Source organism: Actinomycetota bacterium (genome assembly GCA_040757835.1).
GTDB lineage: Bacteria > Actinomycetota > Geothermincolia > Geothermincolales > RBG-13-55-18 > SURF-21.
The window spans coordinates 250,724-268,814 of record JBFLWJ010000001.1 but is presented as its reverse complement, the minus strand read 5'-3'; the positions used below and the strand labels follow the sequence as shown (position 1 = coordinate 268,814).

Here is an 18,091-nt window from a genome sequence, read left to right as displayed (position 1 = left end):
CCTGTAAAGTAGATGTTGAGGGGCCGCCCGATGAGCGGGCGGCCCCTGCTATGAAGCCTTCAACCGGTCTTATCTGACACAACCCTCGGCGAAATACCATGTGGTCGAGGGCTGGCAGGATCCTATGGCGTTGTTGCCGTCCGTGAGCCCGTTGAAGTTGAAGTACTGGGCCAGTTCGACGACGATGGGTCTTTCCGAGGTCACCTTGGTGCTCACGTCGGTGGCCCCCAGGTTCTCGATCTCGTCGACATGGATGGTGTGGCGGGAGTGAGGCCTCATCTCCACCTCGCGGCTCACCGTCAGGCCGTCGGGACGCATGAACAGGACGTCCACGCTGGCGGCCTCATCGCCCGGGTTGAGCAGGAGCACGTACTCGTCGAACTCCCCTCCCGTGAAGCCCTCCGCCACATACCACTGCTGGTTGGCGGCAGGCGCGCCCATGGTGGCGTGCCCACCCTTCCTCCCCTGGTAGTTGAAGTACATGGATCGCTCGGCGACGATGGGCAGGTCGGAATCCACGCTGGTGGAGACGCTCGCCGCCGCCAGGCCCGGCACCTCGTCCACGTGCACGCTCAGGCGCCTGCGCCCCGCCACGCTCACCTTCTTGGAGATCACCGACCCGTCTTCCTTCATGAACTCCAGGTCCACGGTGGCCGTACCGTCGTTGGGGTTCTGCAGCAGCACCCAGGTGTCGAAGGTGTCTCCGGTGTAGCCCTCCGCGAAGAACCAGGTGTTCGAGGTGGAGCTGGCCCCGATGGAATCGTGGCCGCCGTCGTTGCCGGCGTAGTTGAAATACATGGCCCGCTCGGCGACGATGGGGATGTTGGAGGTGACCTGCGTGGAGACCTCGCTCGCCTCAAGCCCGGGGACGTCGTCCACGTGCACGCTGTAGCGGCGGCGCGGCTCAACCGTCACCTGCTTGGTGATGCTCCCTCCGTCGGGGCGCATGAAGCTCAGGGTGACCGTGGCCGCGGAGTCGCTGGGGTTCTGCAGCAGCACCCAGGTGTCGAAGGTGTCTCCGGTGTAGCCCTCCGCGAAGAACCAGGTGTTCGAGGGCTCCCCGGCCCCGATGGAGTCGTGGCCACCGGTCCTCCCGGCATAACGGAAATACATGGCCCGCTCGGCCAGTACAGGCACGTCGCTCTTGACGTCGGTGGAAAACGATCCGCTGCCCATGGTCTCCCGTACCGGCACCGTGAAGCGGCTGTGCCCCGCGATGGTGTAGCTGAAGCTCTTGCACGATCCGTCCTCGCCCTGGAAGGTCACCTCTACCTGTGCCGTCCCGTCATTGGGGTTCATGAGCAGCAAGTAGGAATCGAAGCTGTCCGGCGGTGGTGGGGGCGCCGGGGCAGGAGCGGGGTTACGGTCGGCGCTGGCCGGGACCGGCGAGAAACACATGAACTCCTGGGTGATGTAGAGGCAGTTGCCGCCCTGCACCACCCCGATGCCGATGCAGTTGAAATCGCGCCGCAGGATGTTCTCCCGGTGGGAGGGGCTGTTCATGAGGGCCTGAAAGGCCACGTCTACGCTGGGCGCCTTGGCGATGTTCTCTCCGGCAAGGGTCCACCCCGTGATGCCCCGGGCCGAGATGCGCTGCTGCAGTGTGCCCGAGACCGGTGAGACGTGCGAGAAGAAGTTATACAAGTACATCTCGCTGGAATAGCTGCGGGCCATGTCCGTGAGCTGCTGTTCCGGATACAGGGAAGGCAGCCCGGCGCTGTTGCGTGCCTGGTTGACCAGTTGGATCATGCGCGCTTCCTCGTTGGAGGTGATGACCGCCGCCACCGCCGTGCCCGGTCCGAGCATCAGCGGCTGCAGGATGGCCAGCGTGAGGAACAATGCGCCGAAGAACGTCGCTGCGTCTTTCTGCCACCGAGTGAGCCCTCTCATTTTGGTTCTCCCCTTTTGTCCCTGAGGTCTCGTGGCAAATCTTCCACTTGTCTGCCCATTTTGTTGCCTGAAAACGAAACCGCCCTAACCACCGGGGCGGAAAGGGCTTCGCTTGTGAGGCGGCAGCCTGGCGATCTTAGTCACTCCCGTGACCTTAGACCCATGGCTTTGCGCCCTCTCCTTTCGGAAGAGTTTGCCTTTATCACCTTAGGGATATTCGGTTCTCAATGTTCGGATATTCTATCGACATCTTGTATGGAATACTTGAGGGGTCAGATCATATATATTCAACGCCCCCGGAGAAGGCCGGTCTTGAAACGATTCCACGTCCCGCCAGGGCCTGCAAGCGAGTTGCCGCCGGGGACCTCAACCGGGGGGAACGGCAGATGGACGAAAAAAGCCCTAAAGTAACGTGCAGATAAGGCCGATACCAATATTGCCAAAATATCTACGCCGAGTGAGTTTTGGCCATGACCGGGAAGCCTGCCCACTTTCCGGTCTTTCCTTTGTCCATAGAAATGCAGCTCAAAATCCTTGTGTTCCCATCAGGGGCCGCCCGCCCGTTCCGGCTGCCCCGGCGGTGGGCGCGGGGCTCAGAGGGGCTCGCTTCTGACCAGCCTCGAGATGACCACGATGCGCTGCGCGGCGCTGTACCAGGGATGGCAGGCGGTGAGGGTGAGTTTGGGCTCCCCCGTCTGCTCCAGGACCGTGAGGTCGGTGGGCAGGACGATGCGCTGCTCGTAGACCTCGTAGACGTAACGGTTCTTGGCGGTGATGAGGATGATCTCGTCTCCGGGCACCAGCTGCTCGATGTGGCGGAATGGCGCGCCGTAGGTGGTACGGTGGCCGGAGATGACGGAGTTGCCGGGCTGTCCCGGATAGGCGGTCCCGGGGATGTGGCCGGGGCCGCGCTTGAGGTTTTCCGCATCGTCCAGCCCCCACAGCTCGACCACGATGGCGTCGAGCCCCATGCGCTCCGAGATGATGCGGGCGATGCCGTCCCCCACCGCCACGTCTCCCTCCTCGGAGGGCACCGGGTTCTCCTCCCATTGCCGCATCAGTTCGCCCTGTGCCCGCGCGGCCTGGCGGTCCGTGTAGTAGATATAGAGGTAGATGCCGGCCAGGGACAACAGTCCCGCGAGCACCAGCGAGACGCCGACGATGATGAGTACCTTGCCCTTGCGCCGCCGCTTTCCTCGTGCCGGAGCCTCGGCACCCTCCGGATGTGGCCCGTCCGCGAGCCCTTCCGTGTTGACGTCATCCCCGCTCATGTGGGCCTCCTCCGCTCACGGTTCCCGGAAGACTATGCCGCGCCCGTGGCACGTGGGGCATTTCTCCCCGAAGGCCTCGATGAGGCCTTCGGAGACGTTCTTGCGGGTCATCTCGACCAGGCCGAGCCTGGTGAGCTCGACCACGTAGGTCTTGGTGCGGTCCTTTTCCAGTTCCTGGTTGAGCGCCTTGAGCACGGCGCGGCGGTTCTTGGCCTCGTTCATGTCTATGAAGTCGATGACTATGATGCCCCCGATGTCGCGCAGCCTCAGTTGTCGCACCACCTCCGTGACCGCCTCGATGTTGGTGCGCAGGACGGTCTCCTCCAGGGACTTGTTGCCCACATACCTGCCGGTGTTGACATCGATGGCCGTAAGGGCCTCGGTGGAATCGATGACGATGGAACCGCCGGAGGGCAGGGGCACGCTGCGGCTCAACGCGTCTACGATCTGGCGGTTGATATCCAGCGCCTCGAATACCGGTTTCTCGTCCGCATAACGCACCACGCGCTCCGCCAGCTCCGGGGCGACCAGCCTGAGGTAATGCTTGATGCGCCGGAAGGAGCGGTGCGAATCGACCAGGATACGGTCGAAGCTCGCATCCATGAGGTCCCTCACCACCTTGAGCTCCAGTTCCGGCTCCTGGTAGAGCATGGCCGGGGCGCGTTTCTTTTCGGCGGCGCGGTGTACCTGTCTCCACACCTTGTTCAGGTAGGTAAGGCTCTTCCTCAGTTCCGCCGCTTCGGCGTCCCGGGCCACGGTGCGCACTATGATGCCGACGTCCTTGGGGCGTACCTCCTCGACCACTTTGCGCAGCCGCGCCCTCTCCTCCTCGCCGAGCTTGTGGGAGATGCCCACCGTGGTCACCTGCGGCAGCAGCACCAGGTACCTGCCCGCCAGGGATATGTAGGTAGTCAGGCGGGCCCCCTTGCTGCCCATGGGGTCCTTGGTCACCTGCACCACGATCTCCTGGCCCTGCTTGAGTATCTTGGTGATGTCCTGGCGCTCCCGCTGCCGCGGGCCGTCCACGAAGATGTCCCCCACGTAGAGCAGGGCATTGCGGTTGTGCCCGATGTCCACGAAAGCCGCCTCCATGCCCGGCAGGACGTTCTGGACCCTGCCCTTGTAGATGTCCCCCACTATGGAGCGGCGGTCCTCATGGCTCACGAAGATCTCCTGCAGCGCCCCGTCTTCGAGCACCGCCACCCGCGTCTCCTTTTGATAGCTCGCTACCACTATCTCCTTGCGGGGGTCAGGCGGTTTCGCCGGCCTGCGATGTCCTCTTCTCCTGCTACTCAATCTCGTTCACCCGGGGATCCTCTCCCCTGTCCTTTCCTCAAATATCCAGGCCGCGCACTGCGGGCGCGCCATCCGGCAGCCCTCACGGCGTACGGCCTTCATCCGGTATCTCTTTCAGCCGCCCCTTCGAGCCATCGTAGAAAAAGACCCTCTCCCGCGTGTCCTCAAATACTTCTTCCGGCGAAGCGTATAGACCTGCCCTGGTCACCGCATAGCGCCCAGCCGCCTCCCCGCGCTGCTCCGCCAGAGCGCGCACGGCGTCTTTCAGTCTACCCTGGTTCTCTCCGGCCAACGCCAGCAAGAGATAGGACGTCCCTCCCTCTCCCTCCAGACGGAACAGGCCGTAGCGTGCCCAGCGGGAGAGCTTGGGCATGTTCGGGGCGAGCAGCTGCACCTCGCTCACGTAAAGCCCCTGCGGCAGGAAGCGGTTGATCTTGCCGGCCACTTCGTCCGTGTCAACCTCACCGTCCACGGCCACCTCGAGGTACTCCGCCTCCGCGGCCACCCCCAGGGGCAGGGCGGGCGAGAAACTCATGCGCGGCCGCGGGCTGAAGCCCTCGCTGAACACCATGGGCAGCTCGCACCGCCGCAGCGCCATCTCCATGGCGCGCATCGCCTCGCGGTGGGAAAGGAGTGCCGCACCGTCCTGCTTGCGATATTTCAGGAGCAGCCTCCTCACACTCACTCACCCCCCGCCAGACGTACTCGTGTTCCCGGTTCGGAGCAGGCCCCGCAGTCGCCGCATTCCGCCGTGCGGCAGTCGGGCGTCTCCTCTCCCCGGCGGGCCTTCTCGTACTCTTCCCAGAGGAAATCCCTGTCCACCCCGGCATGCAGGTGGTCCCACGGCAGTACTTCGGAGCGCGGGCGCTCCCTCTCCGTGTACCAGGCCGCGTCTACCCCGGACGCGGCCATGGCCCTCTGCCAGCGCTCCCACGAGAAGAACTCGCTCCAGCTGTCCAGGCACCCTTCGCGCGAAGCGGCCATCACCGCCGGCAGGAGCCTGCGGTCGCCCCGCGCCAGTACCCCCTCCAGGTAGCTCATCTCCCGCATGTGCCACCTCAGGGTGACCCCTTTTATGTGCAGTCCATCTCTGAGCAGGAAGTGGCGGCGGGCTATCTCGGGCAGCGACATCTGGCGCGCCCACTGCAGCGGTGTATGCGCCTTGGGGACGAAAGTGGAGACGCTCACCGCCAGGCGCAGGCCCCGGGCCGGTCCCCCACCGTCCCCCTCGCGCATGATGCGCCTCACCAGGACACAGATCTCTTCCACGTCATCTTCGCTCTCCCCCGGGAGACCCACCATGAAGTAGAGTTTGACCTTCCTCCATCCCTCGCGGTACGCGGCGGCGACCGCCGCCAGCAGGTCCTCATCCGAGACCCCCTTGTTCATGCTCGCGCGCAGGCGGGGCGAGGCGGCCTCCGGGGCGAAGGTGAGCCCGGTGCGCTTGACGCGCCTGAGCCGCGCCGCCAGCTCCACCGAGAAGGTGTCCGTACGCAGTGAGGGCAACGAGACGGCAACGTGCTTCCTCTCCATCTCGTCGGAGAGCCGCTTGGCCAGGGCGAGGATGCGGCTGTAGTCGGCGCTGTTGAGCGAGGAGAGAGAGATCTCGTCACAGCCAGTGTTGCGCACCAGCTCCCAGGCCCAGTCGTAGAGCATCTCCTCCGGTCTCTCGCGCACCGGACGGTAGACCATCCCAGCCTGGCAGAACCGGCATCCCCGCGTGCATCCCCGGAACACCTCCAGGCTGCAGCGGTCGTGCACCGGCTCCACCAGCGGGATCACCGGGCGCCTGGGCAGACGCCTGGATGCGAGGTCCGCGAGCAGGCGCTTGCGCACGGGAAAGGGCGCGCCGGGTACGGGCTCCACCGCGGCGATCTCGCCGCTCGCCAGGTAGCTCACGTTGTAGAGGGAAGGAACATAGACGCCGGGTAAGGCGGCGCACTCCCGCACCAGTCCCTCTCGGCTTCCCCCACCCTTTTTCTTCCAGTCCTTCACGAGGTCTATGAGCTCGTGGATGATCTCCTCTCCCTCGCCGAGCACGATGATGTCGAAGAGTCCCGCCACGGGCTCAGGGTTATAGGCCCCCGGTCCTCCCCCCACCACCAGGGGGGCGTCTTCGCCGCGCTCCGCCGCGAGCGCGGCCATACCCGCCAGGCCAAGGACCCTGACCACGTTGGCGAAGGTCAGCTCGTGCTGGAGGGTGATGCCCAGGATGTCGAACTCCGCCAGGGGGACGCGGCTCTCGAGCCCGTATAGCACGGCGCCCCGGCGCTCCATGGCCTCCTGCATGTCCACCCAGGGGAGGTAGGCGCGGTCCGCCATGGCGTCTTCCCTCTCATTGATCTCCTCGTATAGGATGGAGAGCCCGAGATGGGACATGCCTATCTCGTAGGCGTCCGGATAGACGAGGGCGCACGTGACCGCGGCGCTGCCGAACGGCTTGCGGTAGGCGTTCACCTCGATTCCCAGATATCGTCCCGGGCGGGTGACCCCCGCCAGCTCCTCCCCGAGGAAACCTTCCGTCTCCCTTATCAAACCTCTCCTCCATCGTTCACCGGCGTGTCAGCCGCCGGGCCGGTTCCTATCGGCCCGGCCTGATACCCGTCTTTTAATGCTTCCCGGACGTCAGGCCGTGACCCTCGGAAACTTCACAGCGCTGACCCACCGTAAATAAAAGGCGGCCTGTGGCCGCCTCACGCACGACGCTTATCCGGTGCTGGACCGGTTGAAGGGGTGGCCGGCTACCCGCGCCCGGGATCGTCTACTTGTTGCGCAGGAATACCGGGATGTCCAGCTCCTCGGACTCGAAGACCATGGTCTTCTCGGGTGGTGCCTCCGTCCTCGTGGGCCGGCGTCCCGGCTGTTGCGGGATGGTGCCGAACTCGAACCCGGTGGCGATCACCGTCACCTTGAGCTCATCACCCAGCGAATCGTCGATCACCGCGCCGAAGATGATGTTCGCGTCGGGGTCCGCAACGCTGGCGATGATCTCCGCCGCCTCGTTGACCTCGAAGAGGCCCAGGTCCGTCCCGCCCGAGATGTTGAGCAGGATCCCCTTGGCCCCCTCGATGGAGGCCTCGAGCAGCGGGCTCGAGATGGCCGCGCGGGCCGCCTCCGAGGCGCGGTTCTCTCCGGTGCCCACGCCGATGCCCATGAGCGCCGAACCCGCGTTGGACATGATCGTCCTTACGTCAGCGAAGTCCAGGTTGATCAGACCCGGCACGGTGATGAGGTCGGTGATGCCCTGCACGCCCTGGCGCAGGATGTCGTCGGCCATACGGAAGGCGTTGAGGATCGAGGTCTTCTGCTCCGCGACCTCCAGGAGACGGTCGTTGGGGATGATGATCAGCGTGTCCACCTTGTCCTTGAGTTTTTCAATCCCCGCCTCCGCCTGCTGTGCCCTCTTGCGGCCCTCGAATGAGAACGGGCGGGTCACCACGCCGATGGTCAGGGCTCCCTGTTCCTTGGCGATCTCCGCTACGATGGGAGATGCCCCCGTCCCGGTGCCGCCCCCCTTACCCGCGGTGATGAAGACCATGTCCGCGCCCTTGATGGACTCCGACACCGCCTCTTTGTTCTCCAGCGCCGCTTGCTCACCGACCTCCGGGTTGGAGCCTGCCCCCAACCCGCGGGTGATGTTGCCGCCGATATACACCTTGACATCGGCGTCGGACATGAGGAGGGCTTGTGCGTCGGTGTTGATTGCCACGAACTCCACTCCCTTGAGCCCGGCATCGATCATGCGGTTGATGGCGTTGGTCCCGCCACCCCCCACACCGACCACCTTGATTACCGCCAGGTAATTGGTTGCGGTCTCCGGCATTTCCAGTCCCTCCTTTATCCATTGCCCCTTCGCAAAACCCGTGAGGCGCGTTTTCAAAGTCTAAACCAATACTTTAAACTCTTCTATTTCCAGTACGGGATGGATCCCCGCCATACATCCTCTCTAATCTACGACAAGCGTCTCTTCAACTCCTTCCCGCCGCCGGCCTTTCTTCATACTTTTTCCAGTCCGGCGGTCTGCTCGATTCGACCCTCCGCCAATCTCGTGCCAGCCAATCTCTTTGCCCCGCAACAAAGGGCCTTTAAGCTCCATCTATGCGTAGCGCCCTTCACGTTGCCGCCCGTGCTTCCTTTCCCGGCCCACCCAGCTCTCCCGGGCGTCTCCTGGATTATTATACCTTAACGGTAACATTATACTTGTAAAATAGCCTAAATGTTAAGTCTCGATGTATATCGGCTGAAACGGGCGTGCTTTAAAGTGACGGGCTCAGGTATTGCCGAGGGGCTTGATGACGGGATGCTCGGGGTAGGATACGTCTAGATATTCGATGGCACCGTAGCGCTGCACCAGCACGCTCAAGGCCATGAGGGCGATGGTGTTCTTACGGGCAAAGTCCTCGGCATCGCCATAGATCACGGTGGTCCCGTCCGCAACGATATACATCCCGCCGCCCCCGCCTATCCCCACCGCCGCGGTCCTGTCCCGTAGCGCCTGGGGCAGGCTGCCGATGAGCGAGGTGACCGATGCGAACTCGATGCCGCTCAACTCGTGGCCAGGCAGCAGCAACGGAAGCGTGAGGTCTCTTATCTCAACAAGGCCCGGCGGCACGGCTTCCACGCTCTCCAGGACCATCCCTTCCTGGTCGATGAGGGCATACCTGCCGTTCTGGAGGACATACCCGCTGGGGCGCCGTTCCACGATCTTTATCTTCACGCTGTTGGGAAAGTGCCGGGTGATATCCGCCCTGGCGATATATGGCTCGGAGAGGAGCGCGCTCTCCACGGCCCCTACGTCCATCTTGAGCAGATGGGTATCGCCGTTGATACCGCTGAGGGCGCGCAGGTAATCGGGCTGTAGTTTCCCGTTGCCCTCGAACTCGACCACCTTTATATTGAGCACCCCGGTCCCGGTGTAGACCCAGAGCAGGGCAGCCAGGGAGGCCACCAGCACCGCTCCCAGGAATGCGGTCCTTGCCGCGCTGCCTCCATGTCCCCGGGGGCGGTCTAGCATCCCTGTTGCCTGTGGTCGGACCGCAACGGCCTCTTCCGCTCCCGTGCCCGGAGCAACCGCGGTCATCCCGGCCGCGGAAGCGGGCTCCCTGTGCCTGCTCTTCTTTTCCCTACGCTTCCCGCGTCCGGTCTCGGGAGATGTGGCCGTCGGGTTTTTCCGCGCTCTGTCGTGCGTGCGTGCCGGCGGTACTTCCCGCCGCCGTTCGCTTTTGGAACGCGGCGCAGTCTCCTGCCCGGCCGGCGCCTCCACCGCGACCGCCTTCTCCGCCGACTTGCGTCCACCGCCGCGCCCGGTACGCCCTGGGGCGCGGGATGCCGCCCTCGACTTCTTCCTCGCCTCCACCCGCGACTTGGCGCGTGAAGCCCTGACCCTGGCGCCCCGTGTCCTCTCCACCTTGTCACTCATGGCTGGTCTTTTTCCCGTCTCTCCTGGTCGTCTCCTGCACATCTCCTGCCGCGGTCGGTCTTCAGCCGCGCCGTGTCCAGGACCATCTCCACCACCCGGTTGAAAGAAAGCCCTGCCGCGGCGGCCGCCTTTGGTATCAGGCTCAACTCGGTCATCCCCGGGATGGTGTTCACCTCCAGGCAATATGGTCTGCCGGCATCGTCGAGCATGAAGTCGATGCGGGAAAAGCCCTCGCACCCCAGGACGCGGTGGGCCCTGAGCGAGAGGCGCTGCAGTTCCCGCGCCAGCTCCTCCGGGATGGGAGCGGGCACGATGTACTCGGTCATGCCCCCGGTGTACTTGCATTCGTAATCGTAGAAACCCTTGCTGGCCACGACCTCGAGGACGGGAAGCAGCAAAGGTTCCTCTCCCAGCAGGCCCACGGTCATCTCCCTGCCCTCGATATAGCGCTCCACCAGCACGATGTCGTCGTACCGCAGCGCCTCCGCGATGGCGTTCTCCAGCTCCTCCCGGTTGTAGGCCCTGCCCGCACCGACGGTGGAGCCCTCACAGTTCGGTTTGGCGATGCAGGGGAAACCGAGGTCCAGGGATACGCCCCTGGCCACCTCGCCAAGCCCGGAAGCGTCTACCTCCGCTGCGGTCACAACCACGTCGTCAGCCACCGGGATGCCCTGGGACCGGAAGACGTGCTTGGTCATGCTCTTGTCGAGAGCCACGGCGCTGGCCGCCACCCCCGACCCGGTATAGGGGATGCCGAGCAGTTCCAGCAGGGACTGGATGGAACCGTCCTCGCCCATGCTCCCGTGCAGCACGACGAAGGCCGCGTCGACTTTCCCGCGTAACTCGAGCAGTTGGCCGACGACCTCCACGCCCACATCGATCTCCAGGACCTCGTGGCCGAGCTCCGCGAGCGCCTTCGACACCGCCGCCCCCGAACGCAGCGAGACCTCTCTCTCCGCCGAAATCCCTCCTTTGAGCACCGCCACTCGACTCATACCACACCCTCTCCCATCTCTCCCACCAGCCTGATCTCCTCGTGCAGCTGGACGCCTTCCCTGCGCATCACCTCGTCCTTGATGCGCACGATCAGGCGGTAAACGTCTTCAGCCCTGGCGCCGCCGACGTTGACGATGAAGTTGGCATGCATCTCCGAGACCATGGCCCCGCCGATGCGCGTCCCCTTCAGGCCACATCCGTCGATGAGCTCGCCCGCGGCTGCCCCGGGCGGATTGCGGAAGACGCTCCCCGCGGATGGCTGCCTCAAGGGTTGGTTCTCCCTCCGCCACGCCATTACCTCCCCACGTCGCGCGTACAGGGAGTGCGCATCCGCCTCGTGCAATTCAATACCGGCTTCGAAGACGATGTGCCCTTCCGCGATATTGCTGTGCCGGTAGGAGAAGTCGAGGTCCTTTCGCTTCAGTTCTCTCACCTTCACCCCGTACCCCTCCAACCCCATCACCGCCACCCGTGTGACCGACTGGCCGATGGTCGAGCCGCAGGCGCCTGCGTTCATCCGCACAGCTCCACCCACGCTCGCCGGGATCCCCGCCAGGTCCTCCAGGCCCCCCAGGCCCATCTCGATGGCCCAGTTTATCAGCCGGTTCAGGTCACAGCCTCCCTCAACGTAAACTTCACATTTACCTTTCCTGGTGATCCTCTGCAGCCCTTTTCCCACCACCACCACCACCCCGTCGAAACCGCGGTCCGATACGAGTACGTTTGACCCCCTCCCCAGCACCAGCAGGGGCAGACCCGATTCTCCGACCGCCGACAACAGAAGTGAGAGGTCCTCGCGGCCCTCGGGGACAGCCAGCAGGGAGGCGGGCCCGCCGATGCGGAAGGTGGTGAACTCCGCCAGGGGGACCATCTCCCTGATGGTCCCGGCGAACCCCTTCCGCAGCCGCTCGCGAACCTCCGCTACGTCCGTCACCGCTCAACTCTCCCCCGGCCCGCAGGGCCCTTCGCTCTCCCTGTCCAGGATGCCGGCGATCTCCGCGGCGCACTGGGTGATGTCCCCGGCCCCCATGGTCAGGACCAGGTCTCCTCCGTGCAGAAACGAGGCCGCCGCGCTCCCCAGCTGCGAACGCCTGGGGATGTACACGACCTGCTTTGCCGGATCGGCCTCCAGGATGGCATTGACGATCAGTTTTCCGTTGACGCCCGGGAGCGGGTCCTCTCCCGCCGCATAGACGTCCGTGACTATCACCAGGTCCGCCAGGAGCAGCGCATCGCCGAAACCCTGCCACATGGCGGCGGTGCGAGAGTAACGGTGGGGCTGGAAGATGCACACCAGGCGGCGTGCCCCTTCCATGGCCGCCGCCTTGAGCGTGGTCATCACTTCCGTAGGATGGTGGGCATAATCGTCGACCAGCCTGATCCCCGCCACCTCGCCCATGTTCTGGTAGCGCCGCTGGACGCCCCGGAATCCCTCCAGCGCCCGTGCCGCTACCTCGAAATCCACCCCTATGGTCAGGGTGAGCGCCAGGGCGGCCATGGCGTTGCGCACGTTGTGCTCTCCCGGTATGCCCAGGTCTACCCGCCCCAGGCTCCGGCCGCAGTGGCTGACCCGGAAAGAGCTTCCATCTGGGGACAGCTCTACACCCTCACTGCGAAAATCGTTGTCCTCGCCTTCCCCGAAGGACACCGCACGGCCCGGCCCCTGGCGCCGCAGTGAAGCGGCACCGGGGTCGTCACCCGCATACACCAGCAGCCCGTCCTGTGGCAGCAGGGAGACGAAGCGCTGGAAGTAATCGCGTACCTCCGATTCGTCGTGGAAGAAGTCGAGGTGGTCCTCCTCGATATTGGTTATCACCTCCGCCCAGGGCCGCAGGAAAAGAAAGGACCCGTCGCTCTCGTCGGCCTCGGCGATGACATACCCGCCGCTGCCGGCATGGGCTCCACTGCCCACATCGTTGAGCTCACCCCCTATCACGTAGGTGGGATCCAGCCCAGCCTCGCGCATGATCATGGCGATCATCGACGTGGTGGTGGTCTTGCCGTGGGTGCCGGCCACCGCGATGCCCCTTCCCTCCTCCATGATCATGTTGAGCATGGCCGCACGGGGGATGATCTCCAGCCCCAGTTCGCGCGCCCGTGCGATCTCGCGGTTCCTCTCCGGTATGGCCGACGAGGCGACCACGAGGTCGGCATCGTCCACGTTCTCAGCGTGGTGGCCTATATGGATCAGCGCCCCCATCTGCTGCAGGCGCCGGGTGTTCCGCGACTCCTTGAGGTCTGAGCCGCTCACCTGTATGCCCCTCGCAAGGAGCACCACGGCGATGGCGCTCATGCCCGCGCCGCCGATGCCCACGAAGTGTATCTTCTCGTTTCCTTCCACTCATGCCTCCCGGGTCTGCGCCAGTACCAGTCCAGCCAGACGGGCCGCGGCGTCCGGTATTCCCACCTTTCCCGCCGCTTCGCGCATGCACCGCAGCCTCTCCACGTCTCCCAACAGCGCGTCCACCTCCACGCTTAGACGGTCCCCGTCCAGCTGCCGGTCCTCCACCACCACCGCTGCGCCCACGCTGGCGAGGACCTCGGCGTTGGCGTCCTGGTGTGCCGCGGTGGCGTAAGGATAGGGCACCAGGAGCGACGCGCACGCCGCGGCGGCCAGCTCGGCGATGGTCGAGGCCCCCGCGCGGCACACCACCAGGTCTGCTACCAGGTAGAGGAGGTCCATGCGCTCTATGAACTCTATAGGCTTGTAGACGAGGGAGCCGCTGTCCACCTTCGCCGCCTGCTCCATGAATTCCCGGTACTTGTCCCTGCCCACCGCGTGGACAACCTGCAGGTCGCGGCGGCCGCTCCACGCGGGCAGCGCCTCGAGCACCGCCACGTTGAGGGTGCCCGCGCCCTGGCTCCCCCCCACAACAGCCAGGGTCTTTCTCCCGGCCTCCAGGCCGAAGGTCCGCAGCGCCTCCCCTACCGACCCCTTGGCCGCCTGCCTGAGCAGGGGGTTGCCGGTCACCACCGCCTTCTTCTTCCATCTTGGGAGCTTGACCAGGGTCACCCCGAAGGCGACGGCGATTACCCTGGCCACCGGGGCCAGCATGCGGTTGGCCATGCCGGGGATGGCGTTCTGCTCGTGCAGGACCAGGGGAACGCGCAGGCTGAGCGCGGCGATGGCCCCGGGCACGCTGGCATAGCCCCCAAATGCGGCAGCCACCGCCGGGGGATCTTTCTTCATCTCGCGGCGGCAGACCGCGACGGCCTTGAGAAGCGCGATGAAGGCCTTGAGGTTTGTGGGGTCCAGGCGGCGGGCGAAGCCGCTCACCTCGAGGGGTATGACCCTCTTTCCTTCCAGTAGGGCGCTGGACGGGGACTTGCGGCTCAGGTAGAGCGTGACCTCCACGCCGTCATGCGATACGAGCTCCTCTGCCAGGGCGAGCAGGGGGTGGAGATGTCCTCCGGTCCCTCCTCCGCATATCGCCACGTTCACGCGCTTTCCTCCCATCGTAAGCCGCGGTCGCCCTGCCTTCCTGGCGGGAGACGTTTATGAGTATACCTGCAAGGCACATGCAAATCACCAGCGAAGAACCCCCGTAACTGAAAAACGGCAGCGTGATACCGGTTATGGGCAGGACGCCGGACGCCGCTCCCATGTTGATCAAGGCCTGTACCCCCAGCATACAGGTTATCCCCATGGCCAGCAGCCGCCCCAACCTGTCCGGGGCACCCTTGGCGGTGCGGAACCCGAGGTATATGAAGCAGGCGAAGAGGAGCAATACCGACAGGGTCCCGATGAGGCCCGCCTCCTCGCCGATGATGGAAAAGATGAAATCGGTGTGGGCATTGGGAAGATAGAAGAACTTCTGCCGGCTCATACCCAGCCCCAGCCCGGTGACGTTACCCGAGCCCAGGGCGATCATGGACTGGATGATGTGAAAGCCTCCCTCGCGGGGGGCGCTCCAGGGGTCGAGGAAGGCAAGAAAGCGCGCCTTACGGTAAGCGGACGTGAAGATGAACACCAGCGTGGCCGATCCCCCCAGCAGCGCCAGCGCGGCCATCTTGCGCGGTGGCGTCCCGGCCAGCCACAATACCGCGTAGACGGAGATAGCCACCACGAGCATGGTACCCAGGTCGGGCTCGAGGATGATGAGCAGGCATGCGATGGCGGTCGCCGCCAGGACGGGCATGATTATCTGGCGCCAGTCGTCCATCCTGTCCTTGCGCTTACTGTAGATATAGACCGCGAAGACCAGCAGGGCCAGCTTGGCGACCTCCGAAGGCTGTATGACGATGGGCCCGAAGATGATGGAGCGCTTGCTGCCGTAGGCCTCGGTGCCGATGAAGGGCACGGCCGCCAGGGCAGCCAGGGCGATGACGGTGAGCACGGGGGAGAACTCCGCCACGCGGTGATAGTCGGTATAGGCCAGGGCTGCCAGGGCGACCAGCCCTACCGCGAACCAGATGGCCTGGCGCACCAGGAAATAATAGCTCGAACCGTAGGTGTGCAGGGCAAGTCCGGAGCTGGCGGAAAATATCATCACCATGCCGTAGAGGAACATGATCAGCGAGATGCCGAGGATGCCGTATCCGTTGCGCGTCAGTCCTCCTGCCGCAGGGAGCTGCCGCGGCCGCTCCGCCGGGACGGCGCGCAGGGTCCTGTTCCCGCGCGCGGCCGGCGTGGGTGCGGTTTGCGTGGCCGTCGTCTTCCTCTCCTGCCTCCGCCGTGCCTCCACCAGCGCCCGCGGGGGCTCCTTGCCCCTGGCGCCCCCTTTCCTCGCCGCCGCCTGCTCACCCACCGTCGCTACCCCCCGCCCTGTACGCGGCGAACAACTCCTGGAAATGTCTTCCTCTTTCCTCGTAGTCCCGGTAGCGGTCGAACGACGCGCAGGCCGGGCTGAAGAGGACCGTGTCCCCGGCCCTCGCGGTACGCGGCAGGTCCGCGAAGACATCCTCCAGTCCCGGAACCACCATCATCTTCACGCGTTCTTTCTCTTCACCAAAGGCGGCGGCTATCTCGCCGGCCGCCTCGCCGATGAGGTATACCGCCCTCACCTCGCCCAGGTCCGCACGGCGTATCAGCTCCGCGGCGAGCCCGTCGAATCCCAGGCCCTTGTTCCTCCCACCCAGGATGACCACCAGCGGCCCCGCGAAGGCGCCGAGGGCGCGCAGCGCGGCATGGGGGTTGGTGGCCTTTGAGTCCTCGTAGAAGGCCGCTCCGCCCGCCTCGCCCAGGTACTGCAGGCGGTGTGGAAGGGCGCGGAAGCCCGCGAGGGCTTCTCCCGCCGCCCGCGGATCGACGCCCAGGGCGATGGCCGCCGCCGCCGCCGCCATGGCGTTCTCCAGGTTGTGGTCCCCGGGCAGCTGCAGTTCCCGCGCCGGCATGATCTCCCGTGCCGCCTCCCCGTCGCCATACGTCCCTGGCTGGCGGAAATACATGGTGTCGCCGCTCATGAACACCGCCGCCTGTTCGAGCGGTCGCATGGAGAAGAAGAGCACGTCCACGGGAGCACCGGCCGCGGCCCGCGCGCATGCGTCATCGTCGAGGTTGCATACCACCATGTCGTCTCCGTGCTGGTTTAACCACATGCGGCCTTTCGCTGCCACGTACTCGTCCATGTTCGCATGCCAGTCGAAATGGTCCTCGCCTATGTTCAGGAGCACCGCGACGGCGGGGCGGAACTCCACGATATGGGAGAGCTGGAAGCTGGAGACCTCGGCCACCAGCAGGGTACCTTCCCCCGCCTCCTCCACCGCCGTGATGAGCGGATAGCCGATATTGCCCGCGGCTACGGCTGGCATGCCGGCCTGGTTGCAGATCCAGGCGATCATGCTCACCGTGGTGGTCTTGCCGTTGGTGCCCGTGACCGCGACCATCCTGGCGCGGGTCAGCCTCCAGGCCAGCTCGACCTCGCTCCAAACCGGGATGGACCTGGCCTCGGCCTCCCGCAGCAGGGGCAGCCGTGGCGTCACGCCCGGGCTCACTACCACCACGTCCACGCCGTCGAGCAGGGTGAGGTCGTGGCTGCCGAGGACACTCTCCGCGCCGCGTTCCCGCAATACCTCGGCCGCCTCGCGCACATCCTCCGTAGTGGAGATATCGTTGACGGTCACCCTCATCCCCTCGCGCAACAGCCGGTCCGCGGCGGCCCGTCCCGAGATGCCCAGGCCGACCACCAGTGCCGTGTCGATACCCCGCAGCTCCCGTGCTCTTTTCCCCTCGACCATCTCCACTACTTGCCCCCCACATAATTTATATAGAAAAGTATGAAGCCGACTCCGACAAAAGACCCCGCCACCACCCAGAACCTGATGAGCGTGGTCACTTCCGACCACCCCTTGAGTTCGAAATGGTGGTGCAGCGGCGCCATGCGGAAGACCCTCTTGCGCGTGGCCTTGTACACCAGCACCTGGATGGCGACGGATAGGGTCTCGAGGACGAAGAGGCCGCCCAGGACCACCAGCAGCAGTTCGGTCTTGGAGAGTATGGCCACCGTGGCCAGGCTGCAGCCCAGGGCCAGGGAACCCGTGTCCCCCATGAAGATATACGCCGGCGGCGAGTTCCACCACAGAAAACCGATGCAGCTGCCCATGAGCGCCCCGCAGAAGATGGCGATGTCCAGCGAGCCCTGCACGTGATAATAGAGGTACTGGTGGTTGCGGAATTGCGTGAAAGCGATGAGGATGTACGCGGTCAATACCAGCATGGCCGTCCCCGACGCCAGGCCGTCCAGTCCATCGGTGAGGTTCACCGCGTTGGAGGCCCCGATGATCATGATGAAGACGAGCAGGTAGTACAAGGGGCCGAGGTCGCAGATGACCGCATCCGAGCGGAACCAGTAGAGCTTGGTGTCCACCCCGAAGTGCTGCGTGGCCAGGTAGGCCAGGGCGATGGACAAGGCCAGCTGCCACAGCAGCTTGGTGCGCCCCTTGAGGCCCAGGGATCGCGCGTAGCGCAACTTGGTGTAGTCGTCGGCAAAACCCAGCAGCCCGCCGCAGAGCAGGGCCAGCCCCAGGGCGAACCCCGTGCCCGCCTCCAGCTGCTGCGCCCAAGCCAGGAAGCCCACCAGCGCACCGAGGACGATGAGCACGCCTCCCATGGTGGGAGTGCCCTGTTTCGCCAGGTGGGCCTGGGGCCCGTCCTCGCGGATGAACTGCCCGATGCCCCGCCTGCGCAGCCAGCCGATGAGCAGGGGCATGCCGAATATGCAGATGATAAGGCCAGTCAATAACGCGGCCAGTACCCTCAGCAAGGGTATCTTCCTCCTTG

At 65.0% G+C, this 18,091-nt stretch carries 14 protein-coding genes and 1 riboswitch; all 14 genes read right to left on the bottom strand.

Annotation, left to right across the window (positions count from 1 at the left end; all coding sequences use genetic code 11):
* Positions 1-69: 69 nt before the first annotated feature.
* On the bottom strand, positions 70-1,890 hold the full coding sequence (locus AB1384_01205) for a DUF5719 family protein (protein MEW6552890.1): 1,821 nt from the start codon (positions 1,888-1,890) through the stop codon (positions 70-72).
* Positions 1,891-2,008: 118 nt separating this feature from the next.
* A riboswitch (cyclic di-GMP riboswitch) is annotated at positions 2,009-2,098 on the bottom strand.
* 385 nt (positions 2,099-2,483) lie between these two features.
* Complete coding sequence (locus AB1384_01200) at positions 2,484-3,161, bottom strand: sortase (GenBank protein MEW6552889.1); 678 nt, start codon at positions 3,159-3,161, stop codon at positions 2,484-2,486.
* Between the two features lie 15 nt (positions 3,162-3,176).
* A complete protein-coding gene (locus AB1384_01195; GenBank protein MEW6552888.1) occupies positions 3,177-4,457 on the bottom strand; it encodes an Rne/Rng family ribonuclease in 1,281 nt (426 codons plus the stop codon).
* An 82-nt stretch (positions 4,458-4,539) separates the two neighbouring features.
* Positions 4,540-5,136 carry a TIGR03936 family radical SAM-associated protein gene (locus tag AB1384_01190; GenBank protein ID MEW6552887.1) on the bottom strand — a complete coding sequence of 199 codons (597 nt, stop codon included), beginning with the start codon at positions 5,134-5,136 and terminating at the stop codon, positions 4,540-4,542.
* Between the two features lie 2 nt (positions 5,137-5,138).
* A complete protein-coding gene (locus AB1384_01185; protein ID MEW6552886.1) occupies positions 5,139-6,992 on the bottom strand; it encodes a TIGR03960 family B12-binding radical SAM protein in 1,854 nt (617 codons plus the stop codon).
* Between the two features lie 226 nt (positions 6,993-7,218).
* The gene (ftsZ, locus tag AB1384_01180) at positions 7,219-8,280 is read right to left on the bottom strand and encodes a cell division protein FtsZ (protein ID MEW6552885.1); all 1,062 of its coding nucleotides are present in this window, start codon (positions 8,278-8,280) and stop codon (positions 7,219-7,221) included.
* A gap of 447 nt (positions 8,281-8,727) precedes the next feature.
* A complete protein-coding gene (locus AB1384_01175; protein ID MEW6552884.1) occupies positions 8,728-9,876 on the bottom strand; it encodes an FtsQ-type POTRA domain-containing protein in 1,149 nt (382 codons plus the stop codon).
* Positions 9,873-10,871 (bottom strand): D-alanine--D-alanine ligase, encoded by a 999-nt coding sequence (locus AB1384_01170; GenBank protein MEW6552883.1) that lies wholly within the window; start codon positions 10,869-10,871, stop codon positions 9,873-9,875. The genes AB1384_01175 and AB1384_01170 overlap by 4 nt, the downstream gene beginning before the upstream one ends.
* Positions 10,868-11,806 (bottom strand): UDP-N-acetylmuramate dehydrogenase, encoded by a 939-nt coding sequence (murB, locus tag AB1384_01165; protein MEW6552882.1) that lies wholly within the window; start codon positions 11,804-11,806, stop codon positions 10,868-10,870. Before murB ends, AB1384_01170 begins: the two co-directional genes overlap by 4 nt.
* 3 nt (positions 11,807-11,809) lie before the next feature.
* The gene (murC, locus tag AB1384_01160; GenBank protein ID MEW6552881.1) at positions 11,810-13,213 is read right to left on the bottom strand and encodes a UDP-N-acetylmuramate--L-alanine ligase; all 1,404 of its coding nucleotides are present in this window, start codon (positions 13,211-13,213) and stop codon (positions 11,810-11,812) included.
* Positions 13,214-14,314, bottom strand: coding sequence for a UDP-N-acetylglucosamine--N-acetylmuramyl-(pentapeptide) pyrophosphoryl-undecaprenol N-acetylglucosamine transferase (locus AB1384_01155; protein MEW6552880.1), 1,101 nt, complete (start codon positions 14,312-14,314; stop codon positions 13,214-13,216).
* The gene (ftsW, locus tag AB1384_01150; GenBank protein ID MEW6552879.1) at positions 14,232-15,620 is read right to left on the bottom strand and encodes a putative lipid II flippase FtsW; all 1,389 of its coding nucleotides are present in this window, start codon (positions 15,618-15,620) and stop codon (positions 14,232-14,234) included. Before ftsW ends, AB1384_01155 begins: the two co-directional genes overlap by 83 nt.
* Complete coding sequence (gene murD, locus AB1384_01145; GenBank protein ID MEW6552878.1) at positions 15,613-17,049, bottom strand: UDP-N-acetylmuramoyl-L-alanine--D-glutamate ligase; 1,437 nt, start codon at positions 17,047-17,049, stop codon at positions 15,613-15,615. The genes ftsW and murD overlap by 8 nt, the downstream gene beginning before the upstream one ends.
* Before the next feature lie 5 nt (positions 17,050-17,054).
* On the bottom strand, positions 17,055-18,074 hold the full coding sequence (gene mraY, locus AB1384_01140) for a phospho-N-acetylmuramoyl-pentapeptide-transferase (GenBank protein MEW6552877.1): 1,020 nt from the start codon (positions 18,072-18,074) through the stop codon (positions 17,055-17,057).
* Positions 18,075-18,091: the final 17 nt, after the last annotated feature.

Excerpts from the sequence above, each read along its gene's own strand:
- AB1384_01205 (MEW6552890.1), bottom strand. The coding sequence starts at position 1,890 with ATGAGAGGGCTCACTCGGTGGCAGAAAGACGCAGCGACGTTCTTCGGC.
- AB1384_01200 (MEW6552889.1), bottom strand. The coding sequence starts at position 3,161 with ATGAGCGGGGATGACGTCAACACGGAAGGGCTCGCGGACGGGCCACAT.
- ftsZ (MEW6552885.1), bottom strand. The coding sequence starts at position 8,280 with ATGCCGGAGACCGCAACCAATTACCTGGCGGTAATCAAGGTGGTCGGT.
- AB1384_01175 (MEW6552884.1), bottom strand. The coding sequence starts at position 9,876 with ATGAGTGACAAGGTGGAGAGGACACGGGGCGCCAGGGTCAGGGCTTCA.
- AB1384_01170 (MEW6552883.1), bottom strand. The coding sequence starts at position 10,871 with ATGAGTCGAGTGGCGGTGCTCAAAGGAGGGATTTCGGCGGAGAGAGAG.
- murD (MEW6552878.1), bottom strand. The coding sequence starts at position 17,049 with ATGGTCGAGGGGAAAAGAGCACGGGAGCTGCGGGGTATCGACACGGCA.